We start from the raw sequence: 13,292 nt of genomic DNA on the forward strand, positions 1-13,292 counted from the left end.
CGTGCTACGTCCAATCATTCGTCAAGTAGCCAATGAGTAGATGTTGAATATAGTATAGGTATTTCTTCGATCCCGCTCCCGTCTATCGATTTATGGTGATATAGAATTATGCAAGAAATTCACTTCATAGAAAGACTTATAGTCCTAATCGCTCTGGTCCAATTCAACGGAGCCCCCTGACAAAGTATGAAGCTGGCGATGATCGGATTTGGACAGGCCGGTGGCAAAATCGTCGATCGATTCCTCGATTACGACGATCGGACTAACAGCGGTATCGTCCGTGCGGCGATCGCTGTGAACTCTGCGAAGGCGGATCTGATGGGTCTCGAACGGATTCCACAGGACAATCGCGTTCTCATCGGTCAGGCCCGCGTCAAGGGCCACGGTGTCGGAGCAGACAACGAGCTCGGCGCGGAAATCGCCGAGGAAGATATCGACGAGGTACAGAACGCGATCGACGCGATTCCAACGCACGAAGTCGACGCGTTCCTGGTCGTTGCTGGAATGGGCGGCGGAACCGGGTCCGGTGGAGCTCCGGTTCTCGCGAAGCACCTCCAGCGAATCTACACGATTCCCGTCTACGGTCTTGGTGTTCTCCCAGGGACGGACGAGGGTGGTATCTACACCCTCAACGCGGCACGATCGTTCCAGACGTTCGTCCGCGAGGTCGACAACCTGCTCGTCTTCGACAACGACTCCTGGCGACAGACCGGCGAGTCCGTCGAGGGCGGTTACGAGCAGATCAACGAAGAGATCGTTCGACGATTCGGACTCCTCTTCGGTGCTGGTGAGGTAAGCGGCGACCAGGAGGTCGCAGAGAGCGTGGTCGACTCCTCGGAGATTATCAATACGCTCTCCGGTGGTGGCGTCTCGACTGTTGGCTTCGCGAGCGAGGAAGTCGACCTCAACACCGGCGGCGGACTGCTCTCTCGCTTTACAGGCGACGGCAGCGGTGAGGACGACCTCGACGCCGCGAACACGACCAACCGCATTACGAGCCTCGTCCGCAAGGCCGCACTCGGTCGGCTCACACTCCCCTGTGAGATCGAAGGCACCGAGCGTGCGCTGCTCGTCCTCGGTGGTCCCTCGGAGTATCTGAACCGGAAAGGCATCGAACGCGGGCGCAAGTGGCTCGAAGAGGAAACCGGCAGCATGGAAGTCCGCGGCGGTGACTACCCGCGTGAGAAGCCGGAAGTCGCCGCAGCAATCCTGCTCTCGGGTGTCACCAACGTCCCGCGCATCAAGCGACTCCAGCAGGTCGCGATCGAAGCGCAGGACAACATCGACGACATCCAGGCAGAGAGCGAAGAAAACCTGGAAGAACTCGTCGAAGACGACGAGGACGAACTCGAGCCGCTGTTCTAGGCGGTTTGCAGCGATATCGTTTCAGTCGCACTGGCGAATCGAGACGCAATCCGTACAAGAGACGCGAACATCGCGGGAGTGTGAGTGTGAGTGTGAGTGTGCGTCTCGAACTAAAGCCGATGACTCGACGGCTGTCGAGTCGATACCCGTACGAACTGACGACCTGCGGGTCGAACGACCGGAACGAGGCCGATATCAGACTTTCGTGTCGGGGGGCACGAAGTGGGACTGCCCGGCCTGATCCGGGAGTTCGATGTTCTTTTCCACACCCGTTGACAACCGTAACCAGATGCACGTCGTCGTCCCGTTCGCCGCCGACACGCCGAAAACGCGCCTCAGCGAAGTGCTGTCTCCCCCGGAGCGAACGGCGCTCGCGCGAGCAATGCTCGCGGACGTGCTCAGCGCAATTACGGCGACTGGACACGTCCCGACCGTTCTCTCAACGTCGCCGCTCTCACTCGAGAACGGCTGTTCCTGTGACGACCTGCCGTCGACGACTCCTCCCGGACTCGAGTCCGCAAGCGACATCCCCGTCACGGTCGACGACCGGCCGCTGACGGCTGCGGTCAACGCCCAGCTCGAGGCCGCCGAAGAGCCGGTCGCGATCGTAATGGCCGACCTCGCGCTCGCGACACCAGCCGCGCTGTCGACCCTGTTCGCCAGCGGCGCTGCCGACGGCGTCGCCATCGCCCCCGGCCGCGGCGGCGGGACGAACGCTCTCGTCGTTCGCCACCCCGACTTCCGCGTCGACTATCACGGCGCGTCCTACCTCGACCACCGCGAGCACGCTGCCGAAATCGGCGCGCCACTCGAGTCCGTCGACTCGTTTCGGCTCGGGACCGACGTGGACGAACCGGCGGATCTGGTCGAGGTGTTGATTCACGGCCGAGAGACAGCGGCCGATGGGGGTGAGAGCCGGACCGCAACACGACTCCGGGAACTGGGATTCGAACTCGAAACGACGGACGGGCGAGTCACAGTCGCCCGAGATCGCTCCTGACTGCGAGTCTGTTTGTGTGTGTATGCGTATATGGCCTCGAACAACACCTGATTGGGCCTGTTCGAACAACACCTGATTGGGCTGTAAGAACCCACAAGAGGCTGCAAGAACCGATCCGACGTGAAGACTTTTGCTCTCGCACACATCACGTGAGAGAGTGACACAGACTTCGTACGACGCAATCGTGATCGGCGTCGGAGGCATGGGCAGTGCAGCCGTCTACACCCTCGCGAAACGAGGTGTCGACGTTCTCGGGCTCGAACAATACGATATTCCGCACACGCGGGGCTCCTCGCACGGCGAAACGCGAATTTTCCGACTGACACAGCCGGAACACCCGTCGTACGTCCCGCTCGCCCAGCACGCACACAAGCGCTGGCGCGAACTCGAGGCCGAGTCCGGCACCGACCTGCTGACGACCACCGGTTCGGTCCACGCCGGCCCGAAAGATGGGGAGCTAGTGGCGGCTGCACTCGAGTCCGTCCGGGCGAACGAGGTTGACCACGAGCTGTTGACCAGCACGGAGCTGGGAGAGCGGTTTCCGGCCTTCGAGTTGCCGGAGGGTCATCGGGCGGTCTACCAGCCAGATGGCGGGTTTCTGTCCTGCGAGCGGGTGATTACGACGAACGTGAATCAGGCGCACGAACACGGCGGTGTCGTTCGCGCTCGCGAGCGCGTGCGAAGCTGGGAACCACGCGAGTCGGGTGTGACGGTGCGAACGGATCGGAACACGTACGAGGCGGACCACCTCGTGATCACGGCCGGGGCCTGGGCGGCAAACCAGCTCGACGTGCTGCAGAACCACCTCTCACCCCAGCGGCGGGTAATGATCTGGCTCCAGCCGGAGGAGCCAGCGAACTTCAGCCCGGACCGGTTCCCGGTGTTCAGCGTCGACGTGCCCGAGGGCAACTTCTACGGTTTCCCGACGGCCGAGCGGCCGGGGTTCAAGTTCGGCCGCAGCCCGGACGTAACGGAGGTCGTCGATCCGAACGACTGGCAAGACGAGCCAACGATACAGGACGAACACCTCTTGCGACAGCTCCCCGACGGCCACTTCGCGGGTGATGCGGGGAGTGATCGAACGATGGGGATGGCGACCTGTCTCGTTACGACCTCGACCGACGGCCACTTCTATCTCGATACACACCCCGAGTATCCACACGTCTCGTTCGCCGCGGGATTCACTGGCCACGGCTTCAAATTCGTCAGCGCGATTGGTGACGTGCTGGCGGATTTCGTCACCGAGGGCGATACGGAGCTTCCGATCGACGTGCATCGGCTGGACGGCCGGGTCTGATACGTCGAGACGGAGCACGACACGAACAGAGCGCGAACAGAGCGCGAACACAAAACGAACACAAAACGAACACAGCACGAACAGCGCCACCGCCAACCGAAGTGAAATCCTTTACCACCCGCCCACCCCATGTCGAAACGATGATCCCCGGCGCGAGCGAGTACGGCGTCGAGCTGTCGATCGATGAGCACGCAGTCGAGGACTTGCTGTCGGTCGAGCCCGACGACGTCGACTCGCCGTCCGAGCTCACGTTCGCGCGAAACGTCTTCGTCCCGCTGACGACCGCGTGTCGGTACACCTGCACCTACTGCACCTACTTCGACGCACCTGGACAGGCCTCTCTGCTCTCACTCGAGGCGGTTCGAGACATCTGCGAGCGCGGCGCGGACGCCGGCTGCACGGAAGCCCTCTTTACCTTCGGCGACGACCCCGACGACCGCTACACCGAGATTCACGACCAGCTCGCAGAGTGGGGCTACGACTCTATCCACGACTACCTGCGGGCCGCCTGCGAGGTTGCACTCGAGACGGGCCTGCTTCCACACGCCAATCCCGGCGACCAGACACGAGAGCAGATGGCCACCGTCGCCGATGTCAACGCCAGCATGGGCGTCATGCTCGAGACGACGGCCGAGGTCGACGCTCACGCGGGGCCGCGTCGGAAGGAGCCCGGCCAGCGCCTGCGCACACTCCAGAACGCGGGCGAGCTCGACGTGGCGTTCACGACCGGTATTCTCGTCGGCATCGGCGAGGACTGGCGCGACCGCGCGGAGAGCCTGCTCGCCATCCGCGACCTCCACGAGCGCTACGACCACATTCAGGAGGTGATCGTCCAGCCCGTGACGAACAACGAGCGCTGGACCGACGGCTCGCCCGATCTGGAAACGATGCGCCGCGTGACCGCGATGGCACGAGCCGCCCTCCCCGAGGAAGTCTCGGTACAGGTCCCACCGAACCTGACCGCCGCCGGCGACCTCGTCGACTGCGGCGTCGACGACCTCGGGGGCGTCTCACCGGTGACAGACGACCACATCAACCCGGACTACAGCTGGCCAGCGCTGCGGGAACTCGAGTCGATCGCGAGCGACGCGGGACTCCCACTTCGCGAGCGGCTGCCGGTCTACCAGCGATTCCTCGACGACGAACTGCGGACCGAGACGTTCGGCGGGACGCCCGCGGAGGACGGCGAGTGGATCTCGCCACGGATTCGGGCGGCGCTGACGGCAGACGACGCCGCCGGCGAGCGATATCGGGCGGTCCTCGATGGAACGGCGACGATCGATACGAAGGAGACGAACGTCTCACCGTAGGTTGGGCTGAGACAGCGAGAAGCAAGTAAAAGAGAGAAAATCAGCGTCTCAGGGCTGACTCGTCGCCGCACCGTCAGGATCGAACTCCCCCTGTTCTGGGGCGCTCACGTCATCCGCACCCTCGTCGGCATCATCGGGCGCACTCGGCGCTCCCGGCTCTTTCTGCCCGCCGACGAGGAACTCGAGTAGGTTCGCGATGAAGACCTCGTTGTCGGCGACGTTGTAGTTCTGACTCGACATGAAGCCGGTGTCGCCGACGGCGACCGTATTGTCGTGCTGGACGGCGACGGAGTAGACGCCGGCGTCGCGGCTCTCTGAGTGCTCGGCCGTTTCGCTCGTCTCGAGGAGCGATTGTCCCTCAGAGGCGACCTGTGTCGGGCCGTCGAGGACGACCTGGTCGACGCCGTCGGTGAGGTCGTTCTCGGCCGCTGGCGAGACATCGATCGTCCGGTAGTTGGTGCCAGGGCCGTCCATATCGTAGAGGTAGCCGGTGCCGTAGGCGATGCCGAGCGGTGAGGTCACGGCAGCGAACTCGCCCTGGCCGCCCGCGTCAGCCGCTGCACCACCGAGAAGGTCGTCGACGAGTGCACCGACACCGTCGCCGCCGGGACCGGCAGCGAACATGACGCGACCGCCCGCATCGGCGAAGTCAGCGACGGCCTCGGCTTCACCGGTCGTGTACCGCTGTGTCGGCTCGGCGACGATGAAGGCGTCGGCCTCCTGCAGATCGGCGCGCAGGTCAGCCGGATCGTTCTCGGCGAACTCGTCTTCCAGTTCGTGGTACTGAACAGTGTGCCCAGCCGCTGTCAGCGCCGAGACGACGGGCTGGAGGTCGGCTTCAGAGATTCCGTTTCCGTGTGCAACGTCGATGAGGATTGTCTGCGAGCCCGTCGAATCGAGCGCAATTTCGCCGCCGCGGTCGAGTTCGTCCACGTCGACCGCGTCGGGCTGGAAGTGCGCCTGATCGACGGTTGGCTTGGCCGTCTGGCCCTGATCCGTGACGAAGCCGGCCGCAGTAACCGCAGCGACCGAGAGGACGACGATGGTCACGAACAGCGCGAGTCGCGTTCGGTGGTCGTTGCCTGCGCTCACGGTGTCTCACCTCCCGCCGTCTCGGCCGACGCGTCCAGTGACGGCGTCTCCGCCGGCGCTGTAGTCGTATCGGCAATCACGGATTCACCCTCGACGCTCCCCCAGAGTGCGAGAAACGCCGGTGTCGTCACGTCACCGTACTGGCCGAACGTCTGCGGGTGGACGTGTGGCTCTGAACCCGCGTCGACCGACTCACCGCTCTCGAGTACGACTCCCGTTCCGAGCGCGGCCTCGCGTTCCATCCTGACGACCTCGTAGTCGTCGAGCCCGGCACGGTCTGCGGCCGCGCCGATTGCGACCTCGGTGTCACCGATTTCGTCTGCGAGTCCGTTCTCGACGGCCTCCGTTCCGATGTAGACCTTCGCGTACGAGAGTTCGCGCTCGGTGAGTTCGAGTTCGTCGCCGCGGTGCTCAAGTACAGAGCCGAGGAACGTCTGTTTCATCTGTTCGGTCTGGTCTTTGACCTGGTCAGCGGTCATCGACCCCTTGTCCGGACCCGTCGTAACCTCGCCGTCCATCGGCGGCGAGTCGAGGTGTGTTGCACGAACACCGATGCTACCGACGGTCGAACTCGGACTGACGTACATCTCGTCCGTCGGTGCGCTCATGTAGTATGCACCAGAGGTGCCCATCGACTGGACACTCGTGACGACCGGCATCTCCGCGGCGGTTCGGTCGACTGCAAGGTAGAGTTGCTCGCTCGCGGTCACACCGCCACCGGGGCTGTCGACGTCGAGAACGACGGCGTCGATGGACTCGTTCTCGCGGGCTTCTGCGAGGTCCGCCGTGATGTCGGCGGCGGATGCTTCGGTAATCGACTGGTCGACTTCGATAACGGCAACAGTGCCATCCGGACCGCTTGCGGCACCCCACGCGACCGGTGCAAGCGCCGCACCAACGAGGAGGGCGACGACAACGACCGTCACGTATGACCGCGCGATCGCTCCGAGGCCATCACGAACGGCAGCGAGTATTCCTGTCATTCCACTGTGGCTGACAGTCGGGACTACTGGTATAAAAATTCAGCTATAAATAGGATAGAATTTTCACGAAGAGATGGCTCTATCCGACAGGGCGAAGCGAGCGACGCGCCACCACGGCGGGCGCCGCGTCCTGTTCCCATCGGACAGGCAAGACTGGGAAGCCGACTATAAAAGACCCCGACGGGTGTTTTCCAACCCTGAAACTGCGTGCGCGACGATAGGTGAGTGCAACTGTTGCCGAACCAGGCGTATCGATGAGCGGTGTCGGACTAACTGGCCGTCAGCGAATCTGATACCGGTCCGCCGGCTGGCGCTCGAGTACCGCTTCCTCGCGAAGCTTCACGATCCGCCCCGTCGGCTGGGGTTCGACGACCGCGCTCGCGTCGACGGACTCGAGTGTCCCCAGGAGTTGTGCACTCGGTGGTTGCTGGGCGGCACCACAGTCGTAGATTGTGAGGAGGCCACGGCTGTCGCTGTCACTGGTTTCGTCGCTATCGCTGACACTGTCGCTATCGTTCTCGGCAACGACGGATGGCTCACTGCCAGCTCCCTGCTCACGCTCGTAGACGACAATATGGGCGTGCTGGGGGAGTCGCCAGGTGTCGTCGCCGTTGCCGTCACCGTCACCGTCACCGTCGCCGTCGTCGGTCGGAACGAGATGATTCATACTCGCCGAGACGGCGGACGGGATCAAAAAGCCATCCCGCACAGTTGTTCGGACGCCTCCGACAGCGCAGCGTCGCTCAGTCGTCCGCCGAAACACGGCGCTCATCGGTCGTGAGCAGCGGCGTTCCGTCTGCCTTCGGGCCGAGTTCGGGGCCGAGCGGTGGGTCCGCGTGCTCGGGATCGATCACGCGGCGCATCTCGTAATCCGTCGAGCGCTCGACCGGCACGCGGCCGATGGAGGAGATCATCTCGACGTACTCGCCGACTGAGCGGAACTCGCCGTAGCCGCCGCCGGCGCGTTTGGTGATTTCCTCGGAGAGAATTGTTCCCATGAAGTCGTCTGCACCGCAGTTGAGCATCTTCAACCCTTGTTCGTCGCCGTACTTGACCCAGGACGATTGGATGTGCTCCACGTTGTCCAGAAAGAGCCGCGAGACGGCGATCATCAGTTCATCCTCGTCGGTGCTTGCACCGCCGGTGACGACATCGTGTTCGAACAGCGGCGTGTTCTGGTGGACGAACGAGAGCGGGACGAACTCCGTAATCGCACCGTTGACGCGCTCTTGCAGGTCGCGGACGCGTTTGAGGTGCATCGCGCGGTGGGCCTCGTTCTCGACGTGGCCGTACATGATCGTCGCCGTGAGCCCGAGGCCGACGTTTGCGGCGGCCGTCATCGCCTCGAGCCAGCCGTCTGTGGTGATCTTTCCCGGACAGATCACGTCTCGCACCTCGTCGACGAGAATTTCGGCGGCCGTGCCTGGAACCGTATCGAGACCAGCATCCTTGAGCCGGCTGTAGACCTCCTCGTAGGACCAATCCGTGCCGCGGCGGGCGTGGTAGCCTTCTTCGGGTGTCATCGAGTGGACGTGCACGCCGTCGACACTCATCGCCGAGAGCTGTTCGGCGTAGGTACCGGGAGCCGTCGCGTAGCGCTCTGGCGGCTTGTAGTTGACTTCCTTCGGGTTCGGGTGTGCGTCGAGAATCTCGAGGTGTTCCTCGTCGAGCGCGAACGCGGGGTGGAGCCCAGAGACAGAGGTCACCTCGTAGATGCCGCGGTCGACGGCACCGGCGACGGCCTCGCGCGACTCTGCGGGCGTCTTCGTAAAGCCAGCCGTCTCGACGTCTGCACCACGCTCGAACGTGTGTGCGGCGTCCTTGAAGTTACAGAACAGACAGCCCACGTTACAGGCCGTCGTCACGTTGTTGTTCAGGTTCGCGACGAAGGTGACCTCCTCGCCGACAACCTCGGCCCGTCGCCTGTCGGCCGCCTCGAGTACCAACTCCTTTCGCGCCCGGTCGATCCCGTCGCTGTCCGACCCTGTGGTGAGCAACTCGATCGCGTCGTCGACGGTGAGTCGCTCGCCCGCACGTGCCTTCGCGAGCGCGTTCTCGAACGACTGGTCGGTTTCGGGAACGTGCTCGAACGCCAGATCCGCCTCGGTTACCGGACGCTCCATCGGCGTATCAATGCCGGCACAGTGAGAAAAACGTGGTGGAACGCGGGGTATGTTGGCGGTACTGTGCTAGTTCTGTTTCACAAACTATTCAACGAACTGAACGGACAACGGCGTATGGTCTCCCGCAGTCGACGGCGACTCCTGGGTGCGATTGGGACGGGCGCAGCACTCGCTGGTGGCGGCTACTGGCTCTCTCGCCGCCGCGGGGTGGACTGTCCGGACCAACTCGAGCCGACACACGAATACACCCAGTCAGAGTTCGGTATCTGGTCACGACCAGTGCTCGACGACGGAACGGTTTTCGTCGGGGGTGGCGAGAGCCTAATCCGGATAGGTGGAACGCGACCGTTTCGTCTACTTGCACTCAATACCCGGGGCGAACCGGAGTGGGTGGCCAGACGCGACCTCGAAGGTGGGTTCGGCACGCCGTGCCCGACAGCCGATCGTGTCTTCGTCTCGACCGGCGCAAACAGGCTGTTCGCGTTCGACCGGGCCACCGGCCACTTGCAGTGGGAGTTCGACGCTGGAAACAACAGCACCGGCAGCATGGGGGTAATAACGCTCGTCCACGACGAGACCGTTATTGCATCGGTGAACGAACCCAGCGAGGACCGTCTCGAGGACGACCGCTACGTCGTCGGCCTTTCAGCAACCGATGGCGAACTCCGGTGGTCGGTCGCGGTCGACGGCTCGATCTCGAACGGCTTCACCAGACAGGGCGACACTGTCATCGCTGTCACGGAGGACGGCAACGCACTCGGTATCGACCCTGAGACGGGAGCGGAGCAATGGCAGACTGAGCTGGAGGGGGCGCTCAGCTGGAACGCCAGCCCAGTCGTATTCTCCCAGACCGTCTGGGTACCCCGTGAGGACGGCACAGTCATTGGTTTCGATCCAGAAACAGGACGGATCATCGAACGACTCTCCACTGGTCCGCCGGCAGTTGTCGACGCCGAGAAGCGTGACGGCGCGTTCGGTTCGGCGGTCTATGCCACCGATACCAAACTGCTCGTCGGCGACCTGGGTGGAACCGTCACCGCGTACGATGCTGACCAGTCTGAATCCTGGCGGTACGAGGGTGACGCCCGGGTCGCAGCACTCGACGAGCGGGACACACGGATCGCCGTCGTAGACCAGCGCGGAGTCTATACTGAACTCGACCGGACAACGGGCGAGCAGTACCGATCGTTTCTGCTCGCCGACAACCGGGGAGACGACCAATGTGGTCGCTGGCCGTCCGATGAACGGTACAGAGGAATTGTCACAACGGGTCGGTCACTGTTCACCACCGGACGAGTGGTCGGAACGAACCGGTATCGAGTACCGGTGCACGAGTGAGTCGAAACGACTGTGCCTGCAAGCGGCTGTCTTACTCGTCGGTCCTTGCTGTCGGTGATCCCGCCGATTCGGCCAATTCGGTCGTCTCGTCGTACGAAACCATCTGCTCTGCCCCGGTCGTGTTCGAGCGACCGACGTCAGCATCCACCTCGAAGACAGCCAGCGATCCGCGCAGTTCGTCGGCCATCTCGGTGAGCGACTGCGCACCCGCGGTGACCTCCGAGACGGTTGCTGCCTGCTCCTCGGCCGCGGCGGCGACGGTCTCTGTCTCGTCGCGTGTGTCCTCGCTGATCTCGGTCGCCTCGTCGACCATCGTCACGACGCGCTCGCTGGCGCGGGCCTGCTCGTCGGTCGCGTCGTTGATCGACTGAATGCTGTCGTTTGCCGTCTCGACCTGTTCGGTAATCTCGTCGATGGCTTCGATACCGTCCTCGACGACAGCACTGCCCTCCTCGACGCGATTACGCATCCGTTCGATCTCCGTCACCGTCTCCTCGACGGACTGCTGGACGCTCGTAATCCGCTCGTCAACTTCCTGGGTCGCCTCGCCGGTCTCCTCCGCGAGGGACTTGACCTCGTCTGCGACGACCGCGAAGCCGTCGCCCTCGTTACCGGCCCCTGCGGCCTCGATGGAGGCGTTGAGTGCGAGTAAGTTCGTCTGGCCCGCGATGTCGTCGATCAGGTCGACGATCTCACTGATTTCGCCCATCTCGGCGTCGAGCTGTTCGACCTGCTCGGTGATCGCGTCGGCACGGCGCTCGAGTTCGGCCATCTCCGACTGGATCTCGTCGGTCGCCTCGCTCGCCTCCGTGGCGCTGTCTGCCGCCTGATTGGAGACGTGTGCGACGTCGTCGGCCGTCGAAGCGATTTCCTCGACCGTCGCCGAGAGCTCGTTCATCTCGCCGTAGACGTTCTGGAAGCGCTCGCTCTGGTCCGCTGCGGCCGTCGCGATCTCTTCAGAGGAGCGGCTGACCTCGCCGCTCGCACGTTCGATTTCCTCGACGCGCGTGGTTACGTCCGCGCTCACGTCGTCGACCTCCTCGGCCAACTCCTGAATGTCGACGATCGTCCACTCGAGTTGGTCGAGCATCTCGTTGAACGAGGTTGCAATCTCTGCGAGCGCCTCGTTGTCCACGTCCTCGTCGAGGCGCTCCGTGAAGTCGCCGTCCGCTGCTGCGGTCATAGTGTTCCCGAACTCGACTGCCTTCTGCTCGAGTCGGTCAGCCATCTCCTCGGCCTGGCGCTGGGCCTCGGCGGCCTCCTCCTTGGATGCCTCGGCTGCCGCGCGGGAGTCCTCGATGTCCTCGATGTACGTCTCCAGATCGTGGCGCATCGCCTCCAGCGACCGGCCCAGTTCACCGGGAACGTCCTTATCGAGTACCGAGTCATCGAACTCCTGCTCCGCGACAGCGGTCGACTGCGCGGCCGCGGTCTCGAGATACTGACGGATGCCCTCGAAGGCGTCGCGGACTCGTCCTACCTCGTCGATTCGACCGTCGTCAGTGATTGTAACGCTGGTATCGCCGTTCGACAGTGCCGTGGCTCGGTCTTCGAGGTCCTCGAGTGCGTTCGCAGTCGAGCGACCGATGGTCGCCCCGATGACGAGGAAGCCGCTCAACGCGATTGCGATCAGGATGATCAGCGAGTTCGCGACGGTGTCGGCGACGTCGTAGGCTTCCGTCGCTGGTGCGTGTGTGACGAGCGCCCAGTCGGTGTTCGGAACCTGCGCGTAGCCGACGACTTCGTCGTACTCGTCGTCCTCGGTGACACCGGCTCGGTAGGTGGCGATCTCGGTCATGATGTGTTCGCCCTCGCCGTCACGGTACTCCGAGAACATCGTCGACTCGTTCGGCGCGAGAACGACGTTCCCCTCGGGATCGATCGCCTGCGTGTAACCGCCGTCGACTGGCGTCGAGAAGTCGTTGGCGAGCACGGAGACATCTGCAGTGATCATCACGAGCCGTGTCGTGTCATCCTGAGCTGTGATGTGCTCGTCAGCCTGGGCTTCGTCCCCGTCCACAGCGGCGCTTGGCGCCTCGACCGGACTCAAGAAGGACACAACGGGGACGCCATCTTGCTCGTACGTGTCCGTGTAACTCGAGTCGAAGTCGCGCTCGACCAGCCGGTCGTAGTCGAGTTCGGTGATGGTGCTGCCGCCGCTGCGTCGTGTTTCGTGCACGTGGATCTCCATGTCCTGTGCCGAGAGATCGGTCCCAACGGCGCTCTCGTCCGTACTCTGTTGAATCGTCTCGCCTTCGATGTAACTCACCGAGTGGACGTCGTCCGAGGCGAACTCGAGTTCGGACTCGAGTACGTCCGAAATCTCGTCGTCATCACCGGCGATGATGGCTGGATAGCCAGAGAGCATGCGGGTCTGCTGTTCGTTCTGTTCGATCCAGGTGCTGACCGCCAGCGCCTGATCGTCAGCGGACTGGTCGATGTCCGACATGACGTCGCTCGTCATCTCGTCGGAGATGCCGGCGTGGAAGAAGACGGCAACGGCGACAGTCAAAAAGAAAACCGCAAGGACGACCACGCTGAACTTCGCGATGTAGCTCCGGCGAATCCGATCGGGGAGCAAATTTCCAAGTGATTCTGAGAGGGTTTCCGTCCGCACTGATTTCATTTCCTGAACGTGGCCGCTACCATGGAAAAGTGCTTGTGGCCCATCATGAGCAATACTAACACAGGACTATGACAGGAAGATGCAGACAAACCAACCGGTTCGTCGCTGGGCTGTCCGCCTCGCCACCCGATACTGAAACCTTCTTGACCCACGAACGC

At 63.2% G+C, this 13,292-nt stretch carries 10 protein-coding genes; 5 read left to right on the forward strand and 5 right to left on the reverse strand.

The window, feature by feature from the left end:
* The first annotated feature begins 186 nt into the window (after positions 1–186).
* The 4 genes from NMAG_RS12655 (at position 187) to cofG (ending at position 4,972) form a co-directional block, all read left to right on the forward strand.
* Positions 187–1,365, forward strand: a complete 1,179-nt coding sequence (locus NMAG_RS12655) for a tubulin/FtsZ family protein (RefSeq protein WP_004215146.1) — start codon at positions 187–189, stop codon at positions 1,363–1,365.
* A gap of 289 nt (positions 1,366–1,654) precedes the next feature.
* Positions 1,655–2,365 (forward strand): 2-phospho-L-lactate guanylyltransferase, encoded by a 711-nt coding sequence (gene cofC / locus NMAG_RS12660; RefSeq protein WP_004215145.1) that lies wholly within the window; start codon positions 1,655–1,657, stop codon positions 2,363–2,365.
* 157 nt (positions 2,366–2,522) lie between these two features.
* Positions 2,523–3,662 carry an N-methyl-L-tryptophan oxidase gene (gene solA / locus NMAG_RS12665; protein WP_004215144.1) on the forward strand — a complete coding sequence of 380 codons (1,140 nt, stop codon included), beginning with the start codon at positions 2,523–2,525 and terminating at the stop codon, positions 3,660–3,662.
* A gap of 140 nt (positions 3,663–3,802) precedes the next feature.
* On the forward strand, positions 3,803–4,972 hold the full coding sequence (gene cofG, locus NMAG_RS12670) for a 7,8-didemethyl-8-hydroxy-5-deazariboflavin synthase subunit CofG (protein ID WP_004215143.1): 1,170 nt from the start codon (positions 3,803–3,805) through the stop codon (positions 4,970–4,972).
* 48 nt (positions 4,973–5,020) lie between these two features.
* Here the strand turns inward: cofG and NMAG_RS12675 are convergent, their stop codons facing one another.
* The 4 genes from NMAG_RS12675 to cofH all read right to left on the reverse strand — a co-directional run bounded on the left by NMAG_RS12675 (position 5,021) and on the right by cofH (position 9,170).
* Positions 5,021–6,064: a DUF4350 domain-containing protein gene (locus NMAG_RS12675; RefSeq protein ID WP_004215141.1), complete on the reverse strand. Its 1,044-nt coding sequence runs from the start codon at positions 6,062–6,064 to the stop codon at positions 5,021–5,023.
* Positions 6,061–7,047 carry a S49 family peptidase gene (locus tag NMAG_RS12680; RefSeq protein WP_004215140.1) on the reverse strand — a complete coding sequence of 329 codons (987 nt, stop codon included), beginning with the start codon at positions 7,045–7,047 and terminating at the stop codon, positions 6,061–6,063. Before NMAG_RS12680 ends, NMAG_RS12675 begins: the two co-directional genes overlap by 4 nt.
* A 280-nt stretch (positions 7,048–7,327) precedes the next feature.
* Positions 7,328–7,714 (reverse strand): hypothetical protein, encoded by a 387-nt coding sequence (locus NMAG_RS21675; RefSeq protein WP_012996701.1) that lies wholly within the window; start codon positions 7,712–7,714, stop codon positions 7,328–7,330.
* A 76-nt stretch (positions 7,715–7,790) separates the two neighbouring features.
* Positions 7,791–9,170: a 7,8-didemethyl-8-hydroxy-5-deazariboflavin synthase subunit CofH gene (gene cofH / locus NMAG_RS12690; RefSeq protein ID WP_004215137.1), complete on the reverse strand. Its 1,380-nt coding sequence runs from the start codon at positions 9,168–9,170 to the stop codon at positions 7,791–7,793.
* Positions 9,171–9,284: 114 nt separating this feature from the next.
* On the opposite strand from cofH, the gene NMAG_RS12695 reads away from it, so the two are divergent.
* On the forward strand, positions 9,285–10,508 hold the full coding sequence (locus NMAG_RS12695; RefSeq protein ID WP_004215135.1) for a PQQ-binding-like beta-propeller repeat protein: 1,224 nt from the start codon (positions 9,285–9,287) through the stop codon (positions 10,506–10,508).
* Between the two features lie 31 nt (positions 10,509–10,539).
* On the opposite strand, the gene NMAG_RS12700 is transcribed toward NMAG_RS12695, so the two are convergent.
* Positions 10,540–13,134, reverse strand: a complete 2,595-nt coding sequence (locus tag NMAG_RS12700) for a methyl-accepting chemotaxis protein (protein WP_004215133.1) — start codon at positions 13,132–13,134, stop codon at positions 10,540–10,542.
* Positions 13,135–13,292: the final 158 nt, after the last annotated feature.

This window comes from Natrialba magadii ATCC 43099 (assembly GCF_000025625.1).
Taxonomy (GTDB): Archaea; Halobacteriota; Halobacteria; order Halobacteriales; family Natrialbaceae; genus Natrialba; species Natrialba magadii.